At 57.6% G+C, this 24,488-nt stretch carries 26 protein-coding genes; 17 read left to right on the top strand and 9 right to left on the bottom strand.

The window, feature by feature from the left end:
• Positions 1 to 8: 8 nt before the first annotated feature.
• Both ACFOKF_RS13435 and ACFOKF_RS13430 read right to left on the bottom strand, forming a co-directional pair.
• Positions 9 to 626 carry a type II toxin-antitoxin system VapC family toxin gene (locus ACFOKF_RS13435; protein WP_380796214.1) on the bottom strand — a complete coding sequence of 206 codons (618 nt, stop codon included), beginning with the start codon at positions 624 to 626 and terminating at the stop codon, positions 9 to 11.
• On the bottom strand, positions 626 to 1,414 hold the full coding sequence (locus tag ACFOKF_RS13430) for a hypothetical protein (protein WP_380796213.1): 789 nt from the start codon (positions 1,412 to 1,414) through the stop codon (positions 626 to 628). The genes ACFOKF_RS13435 and ACFOKF_RS13430 overlap by 1 nt, the downstream gene beginning before the upstream one ends.
• Positions 1,415 to 1,598: 184 nt before the next feature.
• Here ACFOKF_RS13430 and ACFOKF_RS13425 point away from each other — a divergent pair, with 184 nt between their 5' ends.
• Complete coding sequence (locus ACFOKF_RS13425; RefSeq protein ID WP_380796212.1) at positions 1,599 to 1,889, top strand: hypothetical protein; 291 nt, start codon at positions 1,599 to 1,601, stop codon at positions 1,887 to 1,889.
• Between the two features lie 25 nt (positions 1,890 to 1,914).
• Here the strand turns inward: ACFOKF_RS13425 and ACFOKF_RS13420 are convergent, their stop codons facing one another.
• On the bottom strand, positions 1,915 to 2,469 hold the full coding sequence (locus tag ACFOKF_RS13420) for a recombinase family protein (RefSeq protein ID WP_380796211.1): 555 nt from the start codon (positions 2,467 to 2,469) through the stop codon (positions 1,915 to 1,917).
• 225 nt (positions 2,470 to 2,694) lie between these two features.
• On the opposite strand from ACFOKF_RS13420, the gene ACFOKF_RS13415 reads away from it, so the two are divergent.
• From ACFOKF_RS13415 to ACFOKF_RS13395, 5 genes are all read left to right on the top strand, one after another.
• Positions 2,695 to 3,141 carry a hypothetical protein gene (locus ACFOKF_RS13415; RefSeq protein WP_380796209.1) on the top strand — a complete coding sequence of 149 codons (447 nt, stop codon included), beginning with the start codon at positions 2,695 to 2,697 and terminating at the stop codon, positions 3,139 to 3,141.
• Between the two features lie 62 nt (positions 3,142 to 3,203).
• Positions 3,204 to 4,658 (top strand): hypothetical protein, encoded by a 1,455-nt coding sequence (locus ACFOKF_RS13410; RefSeq protein WP_380796207.1) that lies wholly within the window; start codon positions 3,204 to 3,206, stop codon positions 4,656 to 4,658.
• Positions 4,655 to 5,452 carry a hypothetical protein gene (locus tag ACFOKF_RS13405; protein WP_380796205.1) on the top strand — a complete coding sequence of 266 codons (798 nt, stop codon included), beginning with the start codon at positions 4,655 to 4,657 and terminating at the stop codon, positions 5,450 to 5,452. The genes ACFOKF_RS13410 and ACFOKF_RS13405 overlap by 4 nt, the downstream gene beginning before the upstream one ends.
• Positions 5,449 to 6,795, top strand: coding sequence for a hypothetical protein (locus ACFOKF_RS13400; protein WP_380796204.1), 1,347 nt, complete (start codon positions 5,449 to 5,451; stop codon positions 6,793 to 6,795). The genes ACFOKF_RS13405 and ACFOKF_RS13400 overlap by 4 nt, the downstream gene beginning before the upstream one ends.
• A 3-nt stretch (positions 6,796 to 6,798) precedes the next feature.
• On the top strand, positions 6,799 to 7,473 hold the full coding sequence (locus tag ACFOKF_RS13395) for a hypothetical protein (RefSeq protein ID WP_380796203.1): 675 nt from the start codon (positions 6,799 to 6,801) through the stop codon (positions 7,471 to 7,473).
• 4 nt (positions 7,474 to 7,477) lie between these two features.
• Here ACFOKF_RS13395 and ACFOKF_RS13390 read toward each other — a convergent pair whose 3' ends face one another.
• Positions 7,478 to 8,227, bottom strand: coding sequence for a thermonuclease family protein (locus tag ACFOKF_RS13390; RefSeq protein WP_380796201.1), 750 nt, complete (start codon positions 8,225 to 8,227; stop codon positions 7,478 to 7,480).
• Positions 8,228 to 8,446: 219 nt separating this feature from the next.
• On the opposite strand from ACFOKF_RS13390, the gene ACFOKF_RS13385 reads away from it, so the two are divergent.
• Positions 8,447 to 8,758 (top strand): DUF6626 family protein, encoded by a 312-nt coding sequence (locus tag ACFOKF_RS13385; protein ID WP_380796199.1) that lies wholly within the window; start codon positions 8,447 to 8,449, stop codon positions 8,756 to 8,758.
• 28 nt (positions 8,759 to 8,786) lie between these two features.
• On the opposite strand, the gene ACFOKF_RS13380 is transcribed toward ACFOKF_RS13385, so the two are convergent.
• Positions 8,787 to 9,284 carry a hypothetical protein gene (locus ACFOKF_RS13380; RefSeq protein ID WP_380796198.1) on the bottom strand — a complete coding sequence of 166 codons (498 nt, stop codon included), beginning with the start codon at positions 9,282 to 9,284 and terminating at the stop codon, positions 8,787 to 8,789.
• A gap of 55 nt (positions 9,285 to 9,339) precedes the next feature.
• Positions 9,340 to 9,852 carry a hypothetical protein gene (locus ACFOKF_RS13375; RefSeq protein ID WP_380797886.1) on the bottom strand — a complete coding sequence of 171 codons (513 nt, stop codon included), beginning with the start codon at positions 9,850 to 9,852 and terminating at the stop codon, positions 9,340 to 9,342.
• On the opposite strand from ACFOKF_RS13375, the gene ACFOKF_RS13370 reads away from it, so the two are divergent.
• The 3 genes from ACFOKF_RS13370 to ACFOKF_RS13360 all read left to right on the top strand — a co-directional run bounded on the left by ACFOKF_RS13370 (position 9,768) and on the right by ACFOKF_RS13360 (position 13,648).
• Positions 9,768 to 10,646, top strand: coding sequence for a DNA N-6-adenine-methyltransferase (locus ACFOKF_RS13370; protein WP_380796196.1), 879 nt, complete (start codon positions 9,768 to 9,770; stop codon positions 10,644 to 10,646). The genes ACFOKF_RS13375 and ACFOKF_RS13370 overlap by 85 nt on opposite strands.
• A gap of 504 nt (positions 10,647 to 11,150) precedes the next feature.
• Positions 11,151 to 12,239 (top strand): hypothetical protein, encoded by a 1,089-nt coding sequence (locus tag ACFOKF_RS13365; protein WP_380796195.1) that lies wholly within the window; start codon positions 11,151 to 11,153, stop codon positions 12,237 to 12,239.
• Positions 12,239 to 13,648 carry a DUF3987 domain-containing protein gene (locus ACFOKF_RS13360; protein WP_380796194.1) on the top strand — a complete coding sequence of 470 codons (1,410 nt, stop codon included), beginning with the start codon at positions 12,239 to 12,241 and terminating at the stop codon, positions 13,646 to 13,648. Before ACFOKF_RS13365 ends, ACFOKF_RS13360 begins: the two co-directional genes overlap by 1 nt.
• A gap of 318 nt (positions 13,649 to 13,966) precedes the next feature.
• Here ACFOKF_RS13360 and ACFOKF_RS13355 read toward each other — a convergent pair whose 3' ends face one another.
• The gene (locus tag ACFOKF_RS13355; protein ID WP_380796192.1) at positions 13,967 to 14,482 is read right to left on the bottom strand and encodes a hypothetical protein; all 516 of its coding nucleotides are present in this window, start codon (positions 14,480 to 14,482) and stop codon (positions 13,967 to 13,969) included.
• A 225-nt stretch (positions 14,483 to 14,707) separates the two neighbouring features.
• On the opposite strand from ACFOKF_RS13355, the gene ACFOKF_RS13350 reads away from it, so the two are divergent.
• Positions 14,708 to 15,262, top strand: coding sequence for a recombinase family protein (locus ACFOKF_RS13350; protein ID WP_380796190.1), 555 nt, complete (start codon positions 14,708 to 14,710; stop codon positions 15,260 to 15,262).
• Between the two features lie 61 nt (positions 15,263 to 15,323).
• Here the strand turns inward: ACFOKF_RS13350 and ACFOKF_RS13345 are convergent, their stop codons facing one another.
• Positions 15,324 to 15,539: a hypothetical protein gene (locus ACFOKF_RS13345; protein ID WP_380796188.1), complete on the bottom strand. Its 216-nt coding sequence runs from the start codon at positions 15,537 to 15,539 to the stop codon at positions 15,324 to 15,326.
• 686 nt (positions 15,540 to 16,225) lie between these two features.
• Between ACFOKF_RS13345 and ACFOKF_RS13340 the strand changes: the two genes are divergently transcribed.
• From ACFOKF_RS13340 to ACFOKF_RS13315, 6 genes are all read left to right on the top strand, one after another.
• The gene (locus ACFOKF_RS13340; protein WP_380796187.1) at positions 16,226 to 16,315 is read left to right on the top strand and encodes a potassium-transporting ATPase subunit F; all 90 of its coding nucleotides are present in this window, start codon (positions 16,226 to 16,228) and stop codon (positions 16,313 to 16,315) included.
• 16 nt (positions 16,316 to 16,331) lie between these two features.
• Entirely contained in the window at positions 16,332 to 18,035 is a 1,704-nt protein-coding gene (kdpA, locus tag ACFOKF_RS13335; protein WP_380796186.1) for a potassium-transporting ATPase subunit KdpA, read from the top strand.
• A 75-nt stretch (positions 18,036 to 18,110) separates the two neighbouring features.
• Complete coding sequence (kdpB, locus tag ACFOKF_RS13330; RefSeq protein ID WP_380796185.1) at positions 18,111 to 20,159, top strand: potassium-transporting ATPase subunit KdpB; 2,049 nt, start codon at positions 18,111 to 18,113, stop codon at positions 20,157 to 20,159.
• Between the two features lie 11 nt (positions 20,160 to 20,170).
• Positions 20,171 to 20,761, top strand: a complete 591-nt coding sequence (gene kdpC / locus ACFOKF_RS13325; RefSeq protein ID WP_380796184.1) for a potassium-transporting ATPase subunit KdpC — start codon at positions 20,171 to 20,173, stop codon at positions 20,759 to 20,761.
• Positions 20,758 to 23,427, top strand: a complete 2,670-nt coding sequence (locus ACFOKF_RS13320) for a DUF4118 domain-containing protein (protein ID WP_380796183.1) — start codon at positions 20,758 to 20,760, stop codon at positions 23,425 to 23,427. The genes kdpC and ACFOKF_RS13320 overlap by 4 nt, the downstream gene beginning before the upstream one ends.
• The gene (locus tag ACFOKF_RS13315) at positions 23,424 to 24,149 is read left to right on the top strand and encodes a response regulator (protein ID WP_380796182.1); all 726 of its coding nucleotides are present in this window, start codon (positions 23,424 to 23,426) and stop codon (positions 24,147 to 24,149) included. The genes ACFOKF_RS13320 and ACFOKF_RS13315 overlap by 4 nt, the downstream gene beginning before the upstream one ends.
• Positions 24,150 to 24,241: 92 nt before the next feature.
• Here ACFOKF_RS13315 and ACFOKF_RS13310 read toward each other — a convergent pair whose 3' ends face one another.
• Positions 24,242 to 24,466 (bottom strand): hypothetical protein, encoded by a 225-nt coding sequence (locus ACFOKF_RS13310; protein ID WP_380796181.1) that lies wholly within the window; start codon positions 24,464 to 24,466, stop codon positions 24,242 to 24,244.
• Between the last annotated feature and the right edge of the window lie 22 nt (positions 24,467 to 24,488).

Raw genomic sequence — 24,488 nt, 5'->3', positions numbered from 1 at the left:
GCTTGTAGCTAAACGGTGGTGGTTTGCTGGGTTTCGAATTTGCCTCGAATGATATTTTCCCCGAACATATCCGGTTCTGGATGATTGGGCTTCTCGCGCGGAAGCGCGCAGACCTGCCTAATGCGATCAGTTCTACTTTGTTCTGGATACCAATTCTCAAAGCCGATTATCGGTATCGCCTTCCCAGCCCACCCTTTTCCTTTTCCTTCATCCGTAGAGTGGAGCACGATATCAGTCAGGCCCATGGCATCGCGAGCGAAAACACAGGACATGAGAACGATTGCATCGGGAGTGGCGATCACTCTCCCGCTGGCGCTTGGATTACCCGGATTGGTCGATTTTACGCTTCGGAGTTCGGCAACCGATATCATAATGTTAGGATTTGGCTCGATGGGAATACAAGCGGAGCCCATATCCTCAAAAAAGTCACGAACTGAACCGAAACGACTGCTGTCAAAATACTCTTCTTTCAGTTCGGCCAAGGTAATCGTAGAGTAGAAAATCTTTCGTTTCCCCGATTTTGCCTCGCCTACGAAGCGGGCAATGTCATTAAAGTGTGGGGAGTCTACATCGTTTGTTAGATATCGGATAAAGACGCAAGTGTCCCAGAAGATGTTGTTCATCATCAAGCGTCCCCATCCCAAGAATCAGCAGTGAATGGACGAAACGCCCCACGCCATTTTTCAAGGTCGCCCCCGCGTTTAATTGGTTCAATTGAGGTCACTTCGACTCTGAGTGGTAGGGGAGAGATCGATGAGTAAATCGCTCTTCCAAACACTCGCACGCGATGATCGAGCGCATCACCTATTGAGTCGATGTCTTCCTTACTACATACGCAGTCTAATTCTTTGACCGTGCCAGAAAGTGTGAGCTTAAATTGGGGAAGCGATCCCCGCAAATCAACAAATTTCAAGAAACCGTCGAACGCGCCGAAAGAAACGCCATCATACCAGACGCCGCGAGTGCTCTTCCTTGCTGCGGTGGCTCGTTTGCGGAGAAAGTCATCTACTCGGACTACTTTGGAATCTGATTTAATTTCAGCAAAGCCGAACCTGCTTTCTACCCCCCCCGTGAGAGCGCTGATTTTCTTAACCACAGGTGCCAGTGTTGTGGTGCGTCCGTCGTTCACCTTTATCCCATCGATGGCGTCGTTAAACACCGGGATAGCCGATTCACCCTCAGCCTCGATTTTGCGGGGCACTTCTCGAAGAATTGCGGTCGGCTCAGACATGTGCATGGCCGCGAGAATATAATCATGAACAGCATCGCCGTTTGCAATGGTGTCAGCGGCTTCGAGAGCTGCAACTAGTTGGGTCAACTTAGTTGCGAAAAGCCGAGCGGGCACACGACCGTGATCTTCTTCGGTCAGGCCGTGGACCTTTAATTCAATCTGACGCGGGCCAATCTCGTCCACATTTTACCCCTTCATACAGCGGTAGGGTAGCGCAAGCCCACCTCCTTGTGAATCCCTCTCGTCTCTGGCGTCCGCAACGAATTTAGACGACCCTTTTGTGCGACAGTCTTGTGTCACAGTCAGGGGCGGACGATCCACCAAACGTCTGTTTTTCAACGATTTTCTTGGAAATGGTGCCGCTTACGTGAAGGTCATCCTGATTTTCAGGGCTGTTTTCATCATCCATGGTGGTTTCTCCAATGATTTCAGTTGGTGTGATGTGATGCCGCTTACGATCATCGAACATGTGACCCGAACACGATCCAGGCCGATCATCCCGGCACCAGCGTCGACCAGCATTATCCCCGGCATCGCCACTTCAACGATCGGTCAGATAATGGTCGTCACGCTGTCGGCGGTCATAGCCGGGAGCATCGGCGTGATAGCGGCGGCCGCCCGATGCCTGATGATGGGCTGGATGATCCCATGTCGATGATGGTTGGGATCGTGGTTGTTGAAGGTCAGGCGGCGAGAGCGCGGTAGACTGAGGCGCGTGCGATCTTGAGGTTCTTGGCGATGGCGGTCGGCCCCATGCCTTGTTGATGAAGTTCGCGAACCCGGACCGGGTCGATCGAGGGCGGCCGACCTTTATAGATGCCCTTTGCCTTGGCGGCTTCGATACCCCGGCGCTGGCGGGCTTTGATGAAGTGTTTCTCGATCGAGCCGACCATGCCGAACAGCGTCAGCAGGACCTCGCCCATAAAGTCCGATCCGTCGAACACGATCTGGGGATCATGGATGCGGAGCACCGCCTTGCGCTCGACGATGCGCTTGCCGACGGTGAGGAGATCGGCGGTGTCGCGCCCAATTCTGTCTGGATGAAGTGAAATGACCTCGTCGCCGGGTTCAAGGAGCTTCAGGAGGCTGTCGAGCCCATCGCGGCCAACGAGGGTCGATCCATTGCCGATATCGCTGAACACGACCATCGCGCCCAGTTCCTCCAGCTTCATGCGCTGGCTGGCGAGGTCTTGCCCCTGATCCGAAGAAATCCGTGCATACCCAAACTTCCTGCCCATATGGCCTCCATCGTCTCGTTTGGGTTTTAGACCTGCCATCGTCGACCGTCTGAAAATCCAAAACCCACCCGGTTGCGACGGGAATATTGGATCATCGTCTGACCAGTTGGTGGTTACCCATCGGGGACAGATTCTCACTTCCTGAAAATCGGTCAAGCACTTCATTTACTTCGATAAAATTACAGTCCAGGCTTATGGCTGAGTGACAATGATGGAAGATCGAGGATGGACCTCTACGATCCGCGTGCAGGCGACCTCCGACGCGGTGACTATGTGGTCCGCGAAGATGGCTGTCATGATCATCCGCTTGTGGGGGGAGTGCTTTTTGTCCGCTCAAAGGTCCGCTTCATCGACAGCGACCGCGATTGGGCGGAGTGGTGGAACCTGAGCGAAGGCTATCCCTCAACGCTCGGGCCAAAGCTCGGCGCACCATTTTTCCTCCGTCGAGCATTACCGAATGAAGTCGAACAACCGATGTCAGCCGAGGTGATCGAGCGCGGGGAGATTGTCGGGGTCCGGGCGGGCGACAAAGTCGTGCGGCAGATGATCAATGGCGACCAGATGAGGCAGTATCTCGGCGAGGTGGTCCACGTCCGGGCACGCCTGCGATATCTCAACGTCGCCTACCCCCACAAACGGCGACCAACGCGCGGCCTTCTTGCACTTGCTTAGGCGAATTTAACCCCTACGATGCTTAGTCATATTGATGTGGGGCAAGTAGGGGAATTTGAAGCATGGCGGTTGTAGCCAGCTATACTGGTGCTTTAGCGAAAAAGAGTGCTGAATATCGGAAACTAGGCGAGCAGGAGGCGGCGAATCATAGGCCGCCCAGCAATGCTATCCACCCTGACTCTCATGAAGTCACGCTGCGGACGGAAGCGGATGCGTTAACGGCTTCCGAACAGCGCATATTCGACGCAATCATATCCGAGGTTGTTAAGTCTTCACTCGATGCGCAAAGCCGAATAACCGAGCTGAAGGCTGATATCCAGCAGTCGCTGGCCGACAATACTCTCGCGTCGCAGGTCGATGCCGAACTATCTGCGGATCGCGGCCAACTGGTCGAGGTTACCGCGACGCGCATCCGCCGCGAGGTTGATTGGCGATCGTTCCGCGCCGCCAACGGCATAACAGAAATGGCTCATTACCCAGAAAGTCTAATCTGGCATTGGGGCATTATTCTGTCACTCGCGTTCGTCGAAACCGTCGTAAATGCGTTCTTTTATGAGAACGCGAATGGCCTTGTTGGCGGTTTTGTAGTTGCACTCGCGGTCGCGGTCATAAACATGGGGTCGGCAGCTGGCCTCGGCAGCCTGTTTCGTCGCAAAAATCTGTCTGCGCCGGAGCAAAAATATTTTGGCTGGTTCTGCCTGATCGTGTTCATTCCGCTGACCTTTTTCTGCAACGCGCTTTTTGCGGCGTTCCGGTCGGCCTATCAAACCCTCTCCGATCCATCAGACCCGCTGGAGCTTCGAGAAGGTTTCAAGGAGGCATGGAGCGAAGCCGCGAGAATTTTCGTTTTCGATTTCCATTTTCAGGATTTCGCCAGCTTCTTGCTGTTTATGACTGGCGTGGCTTTGAGTTTCTTCGCGTTCTGGAAAGGCTACACTTCCGACGATCCCTATCCAGGCTATAGCAAGCGCGACCGTGCGCTTAAAGCCGCGAAGGCAGACGAAGCAGCGGTTCAGGGCCGGGTGAAGCAGAAACTGAAGGATTTCTTGCATGCACAACGGACCCATGTCCAAGGGCTTTCGGGGCAAACGGGAACACTGATCGCGGCTCTTACCAGGCGATTGAGCGAGGTCGAGCATGTGCAGCGCAGCACGCTAGCAAACGCCAATTCCATAGAACGCGATTATCATCTGGTGCTGGACGGCTACCGGCAGGCCAATCTTGCGATCCGTGGGACGGAGCCGCCCGCCTATTTTGCCGACAAACCGGTGACCGCGCATGCCATCAACACCGATGCAGCTCCTGCCACGATTTCGGAGATCAAAGGTGTCTTAATCGAACTGGAAGAACTGCAAGCCAAACATCGGGACGAACTGAATAATAAGCAAAACCAGCTTCAAGGGCATATGGCGGATACACTGTCCACATCCTTTGATGCCTTCATTCGCCGTGTCGAGGAAGATGCCAAGGGAGCGGTGGAGCGCGATATCCAGATTATGCCCGTGGCTGCGCAATGAAGCAGTTCTCGAACAAAGATAAGCAGGGAATGATGCTGATCGCCGCAGTCGTTGTGCTGCTCGTCCTCATCGTCGCTTACAACATGCACCTTACCTCGCGGCCAAAGCCAGATGCGCGGAGTTGTATCGCTCCGGTCGTGCGCAAGTCGGTTTTCGTTCTGGATCAAAGCGATTCAATTCCCGAGCAAACCTCGGTCGAAATTATGCGGCGCATCCGCGAAGCCATCGATAAAGATGTGCAGGAAAACGAACTTGTCACCATCTTTCAGGTCACGGATGAAGCGCGGACGGCGCTTCGTCCAATATTTAACAAATGCAAGCCAAAGCGCGATGGCAACGAACTGACCGAAAACGCGCGTATGATCCAGAAGAAATTCCAGAGCGAATTCATAGAGCCCCTCGATGAGGCCCTGTCCAATCCGCCCCCAAAATCGAGCACTTCACCGATTGGCGAAATTCTCATCGACCTCTCCTTAACCGGTTTTTTGTCCGGCGAGAATAACCGGCTTTTCGTGTTCTCCGACCTAATGCAAAATTCTAACAATTCCAGCCTCTATGCCTGCCAGAGCGCGGATCAGGCCATTGCGCAATTTCGCGCCAAGAGAACCGGTGCGGTCGAGCGTCCTACTTTCCGCAATACGGCAGTCTCGCTTAATTTCATCCCGCGAGAAGGCATCACACAAACCGCGCTCGCCTGCCGAAACGGGTTCTGGAACTGGTTCTTTGGTGACACGGAGGGCCCGAACGCGTCGGTGACGCCCAACTATCTGCCAGGCGGAGCGATGATGAAATGACTCAAGGCTATTCGGCCATCCTGACGCGATGCATGCTGATATCGGCAATCGGGCTTTTGTCGGGCGTCGCATTTTCGCTACCGCCATATCTACCGCTGCTGCTCGGGCTTGCCCCGCTCATCTGGTATCATTTGGGCTATTTGCGCAAACATGCTGGCGAAGGGATCAGCCAGCCTGCGGTGGATAGCGTCTATTACTTCGGCTTTCTCATCACGATTGGCGCGTTGGGCGCAACGGCCCTTCGGCTAGGCATCTACGGTATCGAAGGAAGTTTCGCTGCTGTCGCGATGCAATTTGGACTCGGTCTGCTAGCAACAGGCTATGCGGTATGGGCGCGCATTCATCTGACGGCATCCTCAAAGCTGCTCGATGAAGCAAATCTCGAAGAAGCTATGAATCGCTATGTCGAGAGATCGCGCGAGTTAGTAACCAATGTCGAAATGGCGTCCAGCTCGTTCAGCGCCTATGCCAATACGGTTCTGACGAATACAGAGGCGTTCGCGCAGCGTGTTCACGCCGATAGCGCGACGGAAATCAAGAATGCTGCCCAGCTATTTCGTGACTCCATCACGGGTTTGTCTGAGGAGGGCAAACTCGCGCTCCAGTCGCTTCGTGCCGTCGTTAATGATGTGACATTCGGGTCGGAGCGTGAAGAACTACGCCGGAGCGTTTCGGCGATGACCACAACCGTCACCGCGCTAACGAGCTCGCTGGAGGAGCTGAAAGCCTCGTCACAGGCGGGGGCATCAGTCGTCGGTGATTTCGCAGGCGGCTTGGCAGCGGTCAGCAAGGCGGCAAGCGATGCGGCGCAAGGCCTCGGCGAACTTGGCGACCGGAATGGGGTTCTGCCGAAAGTCATCGCCGCATTACAAGATAGCCGCGCACAGTTTGAACAGCTCAATCTCTCTGTCGATGTGGCCGGTGCCTCCGCCACCAAATTCTCCGACAGCATCACCAGCACGACCTCGGCGGCTGAAGCCTTTGGGACAAACTCCAACCAGGCTGTCCAGTCGATGCATAAGATCGCAGCGACGCTGGAGAAAATCGCATCGTTCGCCGTTAGCATCGAGAATCTCGAAGGCAGATTACAAACCTTGGGAAATGTCTCCGATAAGTCAGATGCCTCGTTGACGGGTATGGTCGGCAAGATTGACGAGCTGAAAGAGGTTCTTGAAAACCTGAATTTTGCTCTCATCGATTCGACTGGCGGCCTGAAGGATGCGATGTCGACGATTTCTGATGAGTTGGAAGGTAGGCTCAGGCGGTCGATCGAAACCGTGGAAGCGCATGTTGAGCGCGTCAACGTCGTGATGCCTTCATCGCCCGTCCAGGGGACCGCATAAGCCATGGCGACCCGTCGTTCGGACAACGTGTTTTTGCTAACGCTCTTAGACTTCCTGATCCAGATAATATTTTTCGGTTTGATCGTCTTCGTGTTCGTCAAGGAAATGGAAGGCAAACAGCGGGAAAGCTACTCGCCCAAGCAGGTTAGCGATGCGCTGGACGCGGCGGGCGTCTCGAATATCGTCGAACTAAATGACGAGCTGAGCAAACTCGCGCCTGTTCGCTTGAAGGGATTCAATGAGCGCCTGCATGCTGGCGATCAGGGAACAGATATGACGAAAGCCGCAGAGGCAATTGATAAGGCGGGCGGTGCGACTGGCCTGTCGACTGCGATGGATCGCCTAGCCAAGCTGGAGCAAGGCTCTGGCAAGCCAGCTTGCCTATACGATATGGTCGATGGAGCGAAAAAGCCGCGACCTTTGGCTACGGCAGTCGGATCGGGATCGACCATCAGTTTCCAAAGCGAAACGCCCGAGCTGGCAAAGCTGCTTCAATCTGTGGGCCTACGCTACGCGGAGGTGCAATCACTCTCGCTCGGTCAGTTTCGGCGGACTTTCAATCGCGTCCTGGCAAAACAGCCTGATTGCCGATACACACTGGACTTCAGGGAGACGACGCGCATGGTCGATGCGCGGGATGCGGCTGGACAAATTTTCTATCTCAGGATTCGGCGCTAACCGCTCATGGTAATCGCGGGCTGCACATACGTTCGCAAGGGATTCCGTCACGATCGCCGTCGATCCCCTCGCCGCCACATTGTCTGAGCCAATTCATTGCTTCGTTGCAGCTCGTCATCTGCCTACATTTCGGCTTCGCTTCGCAACTCAACGCTCCCGACGAACTCTGCGGGGATAGATCAGCCGCCAAGGCGGAGGAAGCTGCCTTCGCAGCCGATGCTTCGCGCCGTGCCTTGCGAAACTCCCACGGCGCGGTGATTTCCTCTTCCGGCATCGACCATAGGCCTGCTTTGCTTGCTCGCGCTTCCTGTTCGAGCGCGATCAGACTGCTATCGCGTAGATATTGCCGATAGGCCCATGCGCCACCCTGCCGGACCATCTCGTAGTTGATGTTCGTTCGCCCGACATGGATTTCGCCGACAAGCCGTCCATACCTGTCACGGTCATGGCCGGTCACGCATAGCATTTCACGGCCAAGCAACCGGGTGAGCATCTGCTTCGACCTATTGGACCATGGCTGACGGTTTTCAGGGGCATCGATCTGGTCCAGCCGCACCAGAACTTCACCCTGGCTTGCGGATCTCAGCTTGATAGTGTCCCCGTCCAAAACGCGCGATGCCACGCCTTCAAGGTCGCCGAGAGCACATGCTCCCCCACCGACCGGCGCTGTTTTCGACTGCCGTTCACAGGCGCATGTCGTCATTATGAAGACGGCAGCAAAGGCATGTCGGATCAGGAGTTTGGAAGGCTTCATTGACTAATGACTCTATTCGATAATGGTATGCGACCTGAGAATTGGTTGTGTCCACAGGAAGGGTATGTCCCACGGGGTGGGGTAGCAAAGGTTGTCCTGAGCGGTTCAACCACCGCAATCCCGCCACAGATCATCCCGTGGGAAATGACCGAACCCGTTGTTTGACTCCAACCATTAGCGCCTAACACCAGGTGATAAATACAATCAGGAGGTGCCAATATGCGTGATCTGTCTGATATTTTTAACCTGCTGTGTGAATATAATTTGTGCTCCAATCAGAGTGACTTTTCCCGCGACTGGTTGGGGAGAAGCAATGGATACTATGCGTATCTTCTCTCTTCAGGGGCGGAGCCAAACTCAGCGTCATTGGGCATGCTGTGCGCTAGAATCTCGAACGTGTTATTTCAGACAGTTGGTAAGATCGATGAGTCTGACCGAAAGCGTTTACTCAAAGCATCTGTCTTGGCGGGAATCATGATGATGCGAGAGAGATCGTATGAAGTGAGCAAGCGACGCGTTCACCGAGATTGAGGCGATGCGTAGCGGGCGAAGGCCACAATTACTGCGATGGCGTCGCCAGATCGAGCAGCACAATGGGGACTGACTGGTTGTCGATATTGTCATCCTCAATCAACCTTGCCCACGTAGCTCCCCCATCACCATGCAAGACGATTGCTTTCGCTGGGATCAGTTGCGTTGTGATCCAATCCCGAAGAGGGTGAAAAAGATGATCCTCCCAGAGGCACTCGATCGCCGGGAAAAATGATCGTTCTTCCGTAGGGCACAGAGTGCAGAACCATCCTTTCGACCCGCACTCTGCAACCACGTCGCGATCAAATAGAAAATCCCAGCACTCACCATCCCATAGAGCGGAAATGCTGATCCCGGCCGAATGAGCATAGCCATGGAGCGCCCCGTCGCCGATCACGAACTTGATATCGACAGCGTCACGATCGGCGCAAGGCTCGACCACCATAATGTCACGAACATCGGCAACGGCATCCAACCAGGAGGTGAAGGCATTGGCGAATGATTGTTCCGGCAGGATCGCAGCCATCACAGGTTCCATTCTCCCTGATATCTTGCCAGTCCTCTGAATGGAGCAGTATCGCCTAATCATCAATCCATCGCATCACGACATCAACAATATGAGCTTCCTCTACTTCGTTACTTGGTTCATCCATGCTGAAGCAACTCACGACACGATTTTCCATGGTATCAATTACGACACCGACTCCTGAACCATTTTCTATTATTCTACGCTTCACAAAAGCCTCCGTCTGCGTGACAATATCGATTATATCGTCCGATGTTTTCTGCCAAATCATCGGAGCATCTTCTACATGTCCGATGTATCGCTGCTTAATTTCAAAATGCTCTATATTCATAATACATCCTCCGTTTGTATTTTTATTATGGAGAATAGAGGGGGCTATCATCAATATATTTCGCAAGATGATTTGCAGTCCGCCGTCGCACATTCGGCCCATCGCCGAAGATATAACTTTATCGGGCAGAATATGATGATATTTTTTATCAGATGCTACTCGACCATCTCCGACACACGCGTCAATCACGCGGCCTATCGCGTGCGGCCCTAGCTGACGCATTAGGTGTGTCAGCACAGTCGATTGATCGCCTGGAGCGCGGGACTGGATCGGTCTCTCTGCTCGTGCGGGCGATGGCGTGCCTCGAACTTCATTTCTCAGGCATTGCCCGAGGTGCGTCGTTGCCAGTCCAACTTCAACGGAAGCGGTTGCAAATGGGCTGGTCTCTCGACGAAGTGGCGCGGCGGGCTAGGGTTACCCGCAAGACGCTGGCGGCCGTCGAAAATGGTGAAGGCTCCGTCGCATCGTTGCTGAAGGTCTTTGAAGTGCTGGGCCGGACCGCCAGAAAAGCCGAGCCCGTTCGTCCATCATGGGGGCATGACTCAACCGGAGAAAGTGACAAGAGATTCACGCCACTGGCATTTCTCGATTGTGTCACTTCATCTTTCGGCGAGATCGACCTTGATCCATGCGGCCATGAGGACTCGCCCGTGGTCGCGCGAAGGATTATTATGCCACCGGAGTGCGGACTTGCCGCATCCTGGCACGGCGCGCGCCTGACATTCGTCAATCCGCCCTACAGCCAGTTCGTGCGTTGGCTCGATCGAGCGATTGATGCGTGGGAAAGCAAAGAGACTGAAACAGTCGTTATTCTGGGTCCCGTCAGAACCGATGGCCGAGCCTTCCAGCAGCGCGTCGTCGGACGCGCGGATATATGCCTGATGGCAGATCGGCTGCGATTTCTCACTTCCACAGGGATACGCAACCCCATTCCAACTTCATTGATGGTGATGATTTTTGGAGGGCGGCCGGAGCAGATCGATCATTTCGCCACGCTGGTGCCTGGCGCGTGGTTTCCACGCATTACATGACATCGCTCACACAATACGCTCCATGGCTGCCAACCGGGCTTGGACGTTCCAGATAGCGCGTTGAAGTTGACTCCACTCGTCGGCATGTCGTCACGTCGTCAGGCACATTCGCGATCATGGACGCGGAGACGGGGGTTTTGCACTAATCAATTGAAATATAGATATATTTTAATAAAATTTGCTTAAATCGCCCTCATATCGCGATTTATGGGTGACGACGAAGACGACACCTGCGCCCCATTCGAAAAAACTGCGGATTTCCGCCATTTATTTCAATCCCAGCGTCGTTACCGGCGTCGTCAATCATGTGATGATGTCGTCAAAGTGACGACACTTCGCGTCGTCATTGTCGTCGACAAAAAATGGGACATGACGACATTAAAACATGAATAATATTGCATATGCTCTCTGCATTTTTCCATGTTGGATAAATAGATTGGCACTCCAATCGCGGTGGCAGTGAACAGGTTTGGTGACTTCTATGTCATGAGTCGATATGGCTTCATGGCATTGAATAATCCCTTCGGAAGTCCGAGCCGCCGCGATCGGCTCGGACTTTTTATTTCACGAAGGGATATTATGGAAACTGACATTACAATTTTGACGAATGCGCAAACCCATGATGGCGATTCGGCTTTCATGAGCAAAACCCATGTGTGCACGGCAGACGGCTGGGCCACTCAGCCCTATGATCGAGCGCTCACCTTCGATGCGGTGGTCGAAACGATCCATGACATTGAGCACCTGAGCGAGTTGCTGACACTTCTCGAAGGGGCACCCCACGCTTGTATTGTGCGTGGTCAACCTATCGGAGCAACCCATCACATTCGTCGTCTCCTACATGACAATGAACGATGTTCGGCCACACTGCGCGCCAATCCAGCGGGCTTGCGATGGGTAATGCTCGATTTCGACAAGGTGCCCGTTGGCTCCCTGGCACTGGCAGACTCTGATGCACGGCTATCCTACCTTGTCAGCTTACTCCCCGCAGAGTTCGACGATGTGAGCTATCATTATCAGTGGTCGAGCAGCGCAGGTGTCAGGGGCTGGGATACACTGTCTTGCCATCTGTGGTTCATGCTGGACGTCCCCTGGCTCTGCGGTGACTTGCACGCGCGCTTTGAAACTGGAGATTTTCGTGACATCGAAGTGGATTCCGCGCCCTTTGTCGCCAATCAGGTCCATTATACGGCCGCGCCTGTATTTATCGGCGGCGTGGACCCGATTGACGAGAGCCGGTCGGGTCTGGTCCGCCGTGCTAACGAGACAGTCCGCCTCTCGCGATGGGTTAAACCCGTTTCTTCTCCTCCGCCGCCGTCATGCCACCTCCCGCCTCGACCGTCGGGGGCGGCCTTCGAAGACCTTCTCGCTGAAATCGGGCCGAATTATCATCGACCAATCCTGCGTGCTGCGGCCCATTATGCTGCGGTCACGCCTGGACGCGAGTATGATGCCAACTATCTGCGGGACCGCCTCTGCGAAGCGATCCAGATGGGTATCCAGGGTAAAAACCGAAAATCCGACTATCTCAACCGAAGTTACCTTGATCGGGTCATTCGCGGCGCAGAATTTAAGTTCGGGAGGGCGTTCTGATGGAATTTCCTCTGCATCTCCTGCCGGTCAACGCGCGCACGGCAATCGAGGCTCAAGCTGCTCTTGGTAACTATCCGGTAGAGTCGGTCGGGACTGCTGCACTGGCAATCATGAGCCATGCGGCACAGGGACTTTACAATGTCGATAGCCTCCAGCGCGCCGGACATGCCTACCCCCTTAGTCAGCTTTTTCTCATTCTTTCGCCATCAGGCGATGCCAAATCGTCCATTTACAGGGCGCTCATGAGCGGCGTCGAAGCCTGGCAAGTCCGGATGGGCGACCTCTACGCTAGGCAAATGCAGGAATATGAGACTGACAAGCGCCACTGGGAACGCCGCCGGGCTGCTATGGACAAGGATAATGATGTATCACAAGAAGAGCGCCGGGAGATGGAACGACAGAAGCCAACTCTACCGCTCCACCCGTGGAACACACCATCGAAGACCACCACGAATGGAGTCTTCAAAACCCTTCAGGAAGGTTGGCCAACCTATGGACTGTTTACAGCCGAGGGCGGTTCGCTTCTCGCTGGGCACAGCCTCAAGGCAGAAAACTCTCCGGCGGAATTCGCCAGCGCGATTACCAACCTTTGGGATGGCGACACGATCGATCGCACAACCGGCGATCATATGATGCGCTTGCGGGGACGTCGACTGAGTGGGCTCATCATGGTGCAATCGGCAGTCGCCAGCGATTTCCTTTCGAATGTCACACTTCGTCAACATGGGATTCACGCTCGATTTCTGATCGTTTCCCCGCGCGCATGGCAACCGGTAGCGGTCGACTTCACCGATTCCTCCGAGATGATGCGTCGCGATCTCCTGATCAGCAAATTACAGGCTTTCTGCGGACGGATCGAAGAAATGCTGAGTTACCCCCTGACGACAAAAGAGGGTGATGATCGTGAACTGGTGCTGCCTACGATGTCTTGGTCTGGAGAGGCGAAACGTCACATGCTAGTGTTTCAAAACCGCGCGTTGGAAATGCGGGCGGAGGAAGAGACTTTTTTCAAACGCACCTTCGAGCATGCGTGTCGGATGGCTGCGGTGCTTACCGCGCACGAAGGACATGAAGAGATTACGCTTGAAGCGGCTCAGGCCGCCACGGCGCTGATCGAATTCTATGGACATCAGTGGCGTAGCCTGGACGTTCAGCACATCGACGAACGTGATGCTCGCCTTGCGAAATATATTGATCGCGTCCTTAAGTTTCTTCGAACCAAAGGACCTGCGACGATGCGTGATCTGACGCGGAATCCTCTTCAACGGCTTGATCTGCGGGTGCGCGAAGCGGTCATGGAAACATTGATTCGCGACGATCTCGTCACAGCCGCTGAAGAGACACAGGGGACAACCACGTCGGTATATTATTCGATCAAGCAATCCGTCCCGCGCCTAAAGGCCGCGTAATAGGTGGAAGAGGTCACCTGCGATGTTTAATCGAGAGGTTTCATCGCAGGCGGCCTTCCTTCATCGGTTGTCTTGGCTTCAGGCGATGTGGTGGACGGTCGAGCCCAAGGATCGACAATCATGCTTTTGACGATGCCAGCGGCCAAAGACGAGGTGCGATGATGCGAGCGGCATGATGTTTCCAGGGGCCATTCCAGAAACCTACCTGTCTTCCGTATCGATGCAGTCGAGCATTTCCCCCACTTCAACGATCTCGGAATTTCCACTCCAGAACCAGTGTCGATGGATTGGAGTCAGCCCGATCGAAGCGGCGTCTGATCACGACAGGCCGAAGCGCTGGAGATCGTCTTTTGTTGCCCGATCGAGCCGCTCGCCGTCATAGTGGGGAGCCAGAGGAGCCAGGGTGACTGTGTCGACCCAGTCGTGATGGGGGTAGGCGACGTTGAGATATCGCAGGCGTGCCCGGACGTGGACCACCTCGCCGAGATACTGCCTCATCTGGTCGCCATTGATCATCTGCCGCACGACTTTGTCGCCCGCCCGGACCCCGACAATCTCCCCGCGCTCGATCACCTCGGCTGACATCGGTTGTTCGACTTCATTCGGTAATGCTCGACGGAGGAAAAATGGTGCGCCGAGCTTTGGCCCGAGCGTTGAGGGATAGCCTTCGCTCAGGTTCCACCACTCCGCCCAATCGCGGTCGCTGTCGATGAAGCGGACCTTTGAGCGGACAAAAAGCACTCCCCCCACAAGCGGATGATCATGACAGCCATCTTCGCGGACCACATAGTCACCGCGTCGGAGGTCGCCTGCACGCGGATCGTAGAGGTCCATCCTCGATCTTCCATCATTGTCACTCAGCCATAAGCCTGGACTGTAATTTTATCGAAGTAAATGAAGTGCTTGACCGATTTTCAGGAAGTGAGAATCTGTCCCCGATGGGTAACCACCAACTGGTCAGACGATGATCCAATATTCCCGTCGCAACCGGGTGGGTTTTGGATTTTCAGACGGTCGACGATGGCAGGTCTAAAACCCAAACGAGACGATGGAGGCCATATGGGCAGGAAGTTTGGGTATGCACGGATTTCTTCCGATCAGGGGCAGGACCTCGCCAGCCAGCGCATGAAGCTGGAGGAACTGGGCGCGATGGTCGTGTTCAGCGATATCGGCAATGGAGCGACCCTCGTTGGCCGCGATGGGCTCGACAGCCTCCTGAAGCTCCTTGAACCCGGCGACGAGGTCATTTCACTTCATCCAGACAGAATTGGGCGCGACACCGCCGATCTCCTCACCGTCGGCAAGCGCATCGTCGAGCGCAAGGCGGTGCTCCGCATCCATGATCCCCAGATCGTGTTCGACGGATCGGACTTTATGGGCGAGGTCCTGCTGACGCTGTTCGGCATGGTCGGCTCGATCGAGAAACACTTCATCAAAGCCCGCCAGCGCCGGGGTATCGAAGCCGCCAAGGCCAAGGGCATCTATAAAGGTCGGCCGCCCTCGATCGACCCGGTCCGGGTTCGCGAACTTCATCAACAAGGCATGGGGCCGACCGCCATCGCCAAAAACCTCAAGATCGCGCGCGCCTCGGTCTACCGCGCTCTCGCGGCCTGACCTTCGACAGCCACGATCCCGACCATCATCGACATGGGATCATCTGGCTCGGCATCAGGCATCAGGCGACTGCCGCTATCATGTCCATGCTCCCGACTATGATCGCCGACAGCGTGACGACCATCATCTGACCGATCGTTGAAGTGGCGATGAAGGAGATGATGCTGGTCGACGCTGGTGCCGGGATGATGGAGCCGGATCGTGTTCGGGTCACATGTTCGATGACCGTAAGCGCACTCGAACTGCCATCACTGATATCATTGGAGAAAACACCCATGGACGACGAAAACAGCCCCGAAAATCAGGATGACCTTCACGTAAGCGGCACCAGTCCTTCAGTAGGAAATCCCTGAAATCCCTTGCGAAAGTGCCTTTCGGCTTATGGCCGTGAGGTTGCCTGGTTTATGGGCTTTTGGGCTGATCCACGTGGGTATGCAGTGGGTCGGGTGTGGGACGGGATTCTCCGCTTGGGTCAAGGCTGGGGAGTGTCTGGCTCATTCGGGTGGCTGATCTGGATGCATATCTCGCCAGCCAAATTCAACTGACCCAAAAGCCTTCCTGCAATCCCGCCGTGACGCATTGCGGGAATATGGCGACCTGTCCGCCCTTGGCATTTTTGCTCCAGATCGGGAAAGCGCGATAAGCTTAGCGTTTTTCGAATGCCGCGCCGGCCGTGCGACCGGAAAGCTGCGTCCAAACGCCCCGTAAGAGCGACCTTCGCCGCAAAATTATGCCGATCATATGCAAATACTATGCGTTCGTTATTTTCCCGCTCTCGAATTCAAATGCCGCTCTGCCCTAGTTGAAACGCTGCACATGACTCGGTGCCGCGCTTCCTGCGACCCCGACGCCGTGCGGGAGATTTTTCATGCAGGACATCCTCTGGATCGGCCTCACCCTTGGCCTGCTGGCCGCGACACTGGGCTACGCGGCCCTGTGCGACAATGCATAGGGGGTAAGACCATGACCATCGACCTATGGCTGGCCGCGATCACTGCGATCGGCCTTCTTCTGTATCTGGTGGCCGTGCTTGCACGCCCCGAACGCTTCTGATCGGGAGGCGACACTCATGACATTCCAGGGATGGATATTGATCCTGGCCTTTGTTGGCATTCTGCTGGCGCTGACCAAGCCCATGGGCTTGTGGCTCTTCGCGCTCTATGAAGGGCGCCGCACGCCGTTGCACACGGTGTTCGGTCCGATCGAGAGCGGCTTCTACAAGCTCGCCGGCATCGATCCGAGCGAGGAACAGGGCTGGCGCCGCTATGCGGTGCACATGCTGATCTTCAACGCGGCGCTGTTGCTGTTCACTTATATCGTGCTGCGCTTGCAGGGCGTGCTGCCGCTCAATGGCCTTGGCTATGCGGGCATCGGCGCCGACGGCGCGTTCAATACCGCCGTCAGCTTCACCACCAACACCAACTGGCAATGGTATTCGGGCGAGGCGGCGATGAGCAACCTCAGCCAGATGCTGGCGCTGACCATCCACAACTTCCTGTCGGCCGCGACCGGCATCGCGCTGGCGTTCGCCCTGTTCCGCGGCTTTGCCCGGCGCGAAGCCAGTGGCATCGGCAATTTTTGGGCGGACGTGACGCGCGTCACCCTCTATCTGCTGCTGCCGATCAGCATCGTCTATGCGATCTATCTGATCGCCAGCGGCGTGCCGCAGACCCTTGCCGCGTCGGTCGATGTGACCACCTTAGAAGGCGTGAAGCAGACGCTCGCGCTGGGTCCGGTCGCGAGCCAGGAAGCCATCAAGATGCTCGGCACCAACGGTGGCGGCTTCTTCAACGCCAACAGCGCGCATCCGTTCGAAAATCCGTCGGCGCTCACCAATCTGGTGCAGATGCTCTCGATCTTCCTGATCGGCGTGGGCCTCACCTACACCTTCGGCAAGGCCGTCGGCAATGTCCGTCAGGGCTGGGCGATCCTGGCCGCGATGATGACGATCTTCCTTGTCGGTGTGACCGTCGTTTACTGGCAGGAAGCAGCCGGCAACCCGATCCTCCACAATCTCGGCATTGCCGGGAGCAATATGGAGGGCAAGGAAGTCCGCTTCGGCATCGCCGCTTCGGCGCTCTTCTCGGTTGTGACCACGGCGGCCTCTTGCGGCGCCGTCAATGCGATGCATGACAGCTTCACCGCGCTGGGCGGCATGATCCCGCTGCTCAACATTCAACTGGGCGAAGTCGTGATCGGCGGCGTGGGCGCAGGCATATATGGCTTCCTGCTGTTCGCCATTCTGGCCGTGTTCGTCGCGGGCCTGATGGTTGGCCGGACGCCCGAATATGTCGGCAAGAAGATCGAAAGCCGGGAGGTCAAACTCGCTGTCCTTGCGATCGCCGTGTTGCCGCTCATCATCCTGGGGGGCACCGCCATCGCTTCGGTGCTGGACGTGGGCCTTGCCGGACCGCTCAACAAGGGGCCGCATGGCTTCAGTGAAATTCTCTACGGTTTCACCAGCGCTGTCGGCAACAACGGGTCGGCTTTCGCTGGCCTGACGTCGGGCACGCCCTTCTATAACGGGATGCTGGGCGTCGCGATGTGGATTGGTCGCTTCTGCGTCATCGTACCGATGCTGGCGATTGCCGGTGGCCTTGCCGCGAAGAAATACACACCGGAAACGGCGGGCAGCTTCCCGACGACTGGTCCGCTGTGGACCGGACTGCTGGTTGGCATCGTCCTGATCATAGGCGGCCTGACCTTCCTGCCCAGCCTCGCCCTTGGCCCCATCGCCGATCATGTCGCGATGATCAACGGCCAGACTTTCTAACGGAGGATCGCGCGAAAAGTGGGCGCCGGTTTTTCGCCCCAGCGATCCGACCAACAAACATATCGGAGCAAAAATATGGCACGCACAGCGTCCAAATCGCTCTTTACCGCCGACCTGATCGTACCTGCGATCGGTGACGCATTTCGCAAACTCAATCCCAAGGAACTGATCCGTAATCCGGTGATGTTCACCACTGCCGTCGTGGCGGTTCTCCTCACCATCCTGCTCGCTGTTGGGCAGGACGGTCTGGCCGTGGGCTTCAAGCTCCAACTGGTCATCTGGCTCTGGCTGACGGTGCTGTTCGGCACCTTTGCAGAAGCTATCGCCGAAGGGCGCGGCAAGGCGCAGGCCGCCTCGCTGCGTGCGACCAAGGCGGAACTGACCGCCAAGCGTCTGAAAGGGGACGCCAAAGGTGAGGCGCGCGCGCATGAGAATGTTCCAGCCAGCGCATTGAAGCTGGGTGACGTCGTGCTGGTTGAGACCGGCGATCTCATCCCTGCCGATGGTGAGGTCGTATCGGGCGTTGCGTCCGTCAATGAAGCGGCCATCACCGGCGAATCTGCGCCGGTCATCCGTGAGGCGGGCGGCGACCGCTCCGCCGTGACGGCTGGCACCCGCGTCATCTCTGACGAGATCCGGGTGCGCGTGACGGTCAATCCGGGGCAGGGCTTCCTCGACCGCATGATCGCGCTGGTCGAAGGCGCCGAGCGGCAGAAGACGCCGAACGAAATCGCGCTGACGCTGCTGCTGGTAGGTTTGACCATCATTTTCCTGATCGCGGTCGGCACGATTCCGGGCTTTGCCAGCTATGCCGGTGGCTCCATTCCGGTGGCGATCCTCGCCGCGCTGCTCATCACCCTGATCCCGACGACCATTGCGGCACTGCTGTCGGCGATCGGCATTGCCGGCATGGACCGTCTGGTGCGCTTCAACGTGCTGGCCAAATCCGGCCGCGCTGTCGAGGCCGCAGGCGACATCGACGTGCTGCTGCTGGACAAGACCGGCACGATCACGGTCGGCGATCGTCAGGCTACGGAGTTCCGTCCGGTCGGTGGCGCGTCGCAGACGAGCCTTGCCGAAGCCGCTCTGCTCGCCAGTCTCGCCGACGAGACGCCCGAAGGTCGCTCGATCGTCGTGCTGGCGCGCGAGAAGTTCGGCCAGACGACCAGCGTGCTGCCCGATGGAGCGGAGATCATTCCCTTCACCGCGCAAACCCGCGTGTCCGGCATCAGCTTTGGCGGCTCGACCATTCAGAAAGGGGCGGTGGACTCCATCCTGCGCGCTTATCCCGATGCGGCGAAGACAGCCGCCGCGACGGAGTTGCGCCGCATCAGCGACGAGATCGCGCGCGCGGGCGGCACGCCGCTGGCCGTGGCGAAGGATGGCGAATTGCTGGGCTGCATCTTCCTCAAGGACATCGTCAAGGCCGGCATCCGCGAGCGGTTCGGCGAACTCCGGCAGATGGGCATCCGCACGGTGATGATCACTGGCGACAATCCTTTGACTGCCGCTTCCATTGCCGCAGAGGCGGGTGTGGATGACTTCCTTGCCCAGGCTACGCCGGAGGACAAGCTCGCCCTGATCCGCAAGGAGCAGGAGGGCGGTCGCCTGGTCGCCATGTGCGGGGATGGCACCAATGACGCGCCGGCGCTGGCGCAGGCCGATGTCGGCGTTGCCATGAACACTGGCACGCAGGCGGCGCGCGAAGCGGGCAACATGGTCGATCTGGACAGCGATCCGACCAAGCTGATCGAGGTCGTTGGTCTGGGCAAGCAGTTGCTGATGACGCGCGGCGCGCTCACCACCTTCTCGGTCGCGAACGATGTCGCCAAATATTTTGCAATCATTCCGGCGATGTTCGTCGTGCTCTATCCGGGGCTGGGTGTACTCAACGTCATGGGTCTCGCCACGCCGGAAAGCGCGATCCTGTCCGCGATCATCTTCAACGCGCTCATCATACCCTTCTTGGTGCCGCTGGCTCTGAAGGGTGTCACCTATCGCCCCATCGGCGCCGGCCCGCTGCTGGCACGCAACCTCGCCATCTATGGTCTGGGCGGCCTGATCGCGCCCTTCGTTGGCATAAAGCTCATCGATCTGGCCGTGGGCGCCCTTGGTCTAGCCTGAGGAACAAGAATATGAACAAGGACATAGTGACATCACTCCGGCCGGCACTGGTCATGACGATCCTCTTCGCCATCCTGCTGGGCTTTGCTTATCCGCTCGCTCTAACCGGCATCGGACAGGCAATCTTTCCCAGCCAAGCCAATGGCAGTCTGGTCGAACAGGATGGCAAGGTCGTTGGATCGGCGCTGATCGGACAAGGCTTCTCGTCCGACCGCTATTTTAGTTCCCGCCCCTCGGCGGCAGGCGATGGCTATAATGGTCTTGCGTCCTCCGGCTCTAACCTCGGCCCCACGAGCCAGGCGTTGGTCGATCGTGTGAAGGCGGACAGCGAAACGCTGAACAAGGCCAATGCGGGCAAGCCGATCCCTGTCGATCTCGTGACGGCATCGGGTTCGGGCCTTGATCCCGACATCAGCCCCCAAGCCGCCTATTATCAGGTGGAGCGGATTGCGCGGGTGCGCGGCATCGAAGCCACCAAGATTCGTGCGCTGGTTGACGCCGGCATCGAACAGCCACTGTTGGGCATCCTTGGCGAACCGCGCGTCAATGTGTTGGAAATCAATCGACGTCTGGACCGGATCGGCGCTACCATTTCGCGATGAACGACCCTGATCGCCGCGATCCCGAAGCCTTCCTGCGCCAGGCGGCGCAGGAAGGCCGTGGTCGCCTCAAAATATTCCTGGGTGCTGCACCGGGCGTCGGCAAAACCTACGAGATGCTGACCGACGGCATGCAGCGTCGCAAGGCCGGGATCGACGTCGTCGTCGGCGTCGTCGAGACCCACGGCCGCAAGGAGACAGAAGCGCTGCTGGTCGGTCATGAGATCATCGCGCGGCGCAGCATCGATCATATGGGCCATCGGCTGGGCGAGATGGATATTGATGCGATATTGGAGCGTCGGCCTGCCCTGGTGCTGGTGGACGAACTGGCCCACACCAACGCCGCCGGCAGTCGTCACCCCAAACGCTATCAGGATGTCGAGGAACTGCTCGACGCCGGGATCGACGTTTATTCCACCGTCAATATCCAGCATGTGGAGAGCCTGAACGACGTCGTCGCATCCTTCACGCGCGTCCGGGTGCGCGAGACTGTGCCAGATTCCATCCTGGAAATGGCCGAGATCGAGGTGGTGGATATTCCGCCGGACGAACTGATCGAGCGCCTCAAGGAGGGCAAGGTCTATATCCCGCAGGAAGCGACGCGGGCGCTCAGCCATTTCTTCTCCAAATCCAACCTTACCGCACTGCGCGAGATGGCGCTGCGCCGCGCGGCGCAGGCCGTCGATGCGCAAATGCTGGACTATGTCCGCGCGCATGCACTGGCGGGCAGCTTTGCGGCGGGCGAACGCATTCTGGTTGCGATCAGCGAAGTGCCCAGCGCGCAGGGGCTTGTGCGCGCAGCCAAACGTCTGGCCGATGCGCTCAAGGCGCCATGGGCTGCGGTGCATATCGAGACGCAACGCACGCTGGCCTTCACGCCGCAGGAAAGAGAGCAACTGGCCGACACCATGGCGCTTGCTTCTCGACTTGGCGCTACGACGGCGACCATCCCTGCGCCATCGGTGCTGGAGGGGTTGCGCCACTATGCCGATGACGCGCGCGCCACCCAGATTGTGATCGGCAAATCGACCCGGCCCTGGTGGTTTGAACTGCGTCATGGATCCGTGGTCGACAAGCTGGTGCGGGAGATCGGCGACGTCGCCGTCCATGTCCTGCCCGGCGATGATCCGGCCCGCAGCCCGCGCAGCATGACCAAGATGATCGGGCAGGGCTGGGGCAAGCCGATCGACTATGTCTGGTCGACCCTGATGATCGTCGGGATGACCGCGCTTGGCCGCCTGCTGATCGAAATCATTGACCTTGGCAATATCGCGCTGCTCTACCTGATCCCGGTGATGTTCGCGGCAGCCAGCTTCGGCCTGCGCGCGGGGCTCTTTTCGGGCCTGCTGTCCAGCCTGGCCTATAATTTCTTCTTCCTGCCGCCCACCGGCACATTGACCGTCAACAATCCCGAAAATGTCATCAGCATTCTTGTGTTGCTGGGCGTCGCGATCGTCACCAGTCAGTTCGCAGCGCGCGTCCGGGCACAGGCGGACCTCGCCCAGTCGAGCGCGCGCCAGAATGCCGCGTTGGCCGGCTTTTCCCGCCAGTTGACCGCATCGGCCAGTCAGGAAGAGTTGATGCAGGCCATTTGCGCCGAAGTGTCGCGCCTGTTGTCGGTTCGCACCGTGCTGCTGCTGCCGTCCCGCGACGGTCCCGAATTGCGTGCGGCCTTTCCGCCGGAGGACCGCATGGAGCAGATCGAGAAGGCCGCCGCGCAATGGGCGATGGACAATGAGCAGCCTGCCGGGCGCGGTTCATCGACGCTGACGGCCTCCGACTGGCTGTTCCATCCCCTGCGTACGACGCGCGGCGTGTTGGGCGTTCTGGGGCTGGCGCGGGAGGATGCCGGCGCACCGCTCCGCTCGGACCAGATCCCGCTGCTGATGAGCCTGCTCGATCAGGCGTCCATAGCCTTCGATCGCATGGCGCTGGAGGAGGAGATGCTGGACGCGCGCCAGATACGCGAGCGCGATCGGCTGCGTTCAGCGCTGCTTTCGTCGGTCAGCCACGATCTGCGCACGCCGCTTACCACCATTATTTCCGCCATGCATGAGTTGAAGCGGCAGCAACCCTCGGACCTTCTCGATACGGTCGATGCGGAAGCCCAGCGCCTCAATCGCTTTGTCGCGAATCTGCTCGACATGGCGCGCGTCGAGGCAGGCGCCCTGCCACTCAAGGTCGAGCCGACCGACCTGTTCGACGCGGTGGCCGGCGCCGTCCACGACACGCGCCAATCCTTGATCGGACATGCGGTCAAGGTCGACATCCTGCCTGATATTCCACTGGTCCGGATAGACCCGACCCTGCTGCATCATTGCCTCATCAATCTGCTCGACAATGCCGGGCGCTATGGTGATCCCGGCACGCCCGTCGTCGTGCGTGGGCGGCGCTTGCCCGATGCGATCACCTTGTCCGTGCTGGACGAAGGCCCCGGCATTCCATCGGGCGCTGAGAGCAGGGTGTTCGACACCTTTACGCGGCTGGAGGGGTCCGACCGGGTCAAGCATGGCACCGGCCTTGGCCTTGCCATCGTCAAGGGCTTCGCTGAAGCGATGGGCCTGAGCGTGTCGGCAACCAACAATCATGAGCCGTTCGGCGCCTGTTTCACCATCACCATCCCGCAGGCGCTGATCATCACCGAGCTTCCCCAAGAGGATATACTATGAAAGTGCGCCACAAGGTGCTGATCGTCGATGACGAACCACACATTCGCAAGCTGATCCAGGCCGCATTGACGCGTGCCGACTATGCCACGGTCGAAGCGGAAAATGCGCGAGAGGCGCTGGAAAAACTGAAGCAGGAGCGTCCCGACATCAGCCTGCTGGACCTGGGTCTGCCTGACCGCGACGGTCTGGAACTGGTGCCGCTGTTCAAGCAGCAGTCGGATACGACATTGATCATCGTGTCAGCACGCGACGCCACCGATCAGAAGGTCGCCGCGCTGGATCTGGGGGCGGACGATTACCTCACCAAGCCCTTCGACACCGAGGAGTTGCTGGCGCGCGTGCGCGTGGCGCTGCGCAACCGGATGACCAAGGATGGCGGCATGGCGCTGGTGCGGGCCGGCGATGTGGAGATCGACCTCATCGCCCGCATCGTGCTCAAGGCCGGCAAGGAAGTGCATCTGACGCCCAAGGAATATGCGGTGCTGGCGCAACTCGCGAAATTTCCGGGCCGGGTCATCACACATGAGCAGATCATGACGCATGTCTGGCCCAATGAGCACGAACATCATGTCGAATATCTGCGCGTGCTGGTCCGCACCCTCCGCCAGAAGCTGGAAACCGATCCCCAGCGGCCACGGATTATCGGCAATGAACTGGGTATCGGCTATCGTCTGCGCTTCAACGTCGAAGGCGAGACCGAGGAGTTCGCCCCTAGAGCATAATCCGTTCGTACTGAATCGGATCATGCTCTATTTCTCTTTTGTTTTCCGCATTTTCCGATCCAGCAGATGATGCCATCTGCTTCGAAAATGCTCTAGTGGCGAGTAAATAGCCGCGCGCCCGACAGCAGGATCAGGGCGCCGATGCACAGGCCGGTGACGGAACCGATGGTGATGAGCCATTCGGCAACTCCAGGAACGTCAGGCAGGGAGTGCGACTTGATGTCATGTTGCGCACGGCCGAGCAGGCAGGCGATGACGATCATGACGGCACCGGCCGTCCGGATCGCGATAGCGATCATGGTCTGGCGAAAAGTCATGAGCCGGACTTAACGCAACCCG

Origin of the sequence: Sphingobium rhizovicinum, assembly GCF_042647625.1 — a bacterium.
Taxonomy (GTDB): domain Bacteria; phylum Pseudomonadota; class Alphaproteobacteria; order Sphingomonadales; family Sphingomonadaceae; genus Sphingobium; species Sphingobium rhizovicinum.
This window is presented reverse-complemented; position numbering and strand designations above follow the sequence as displayed.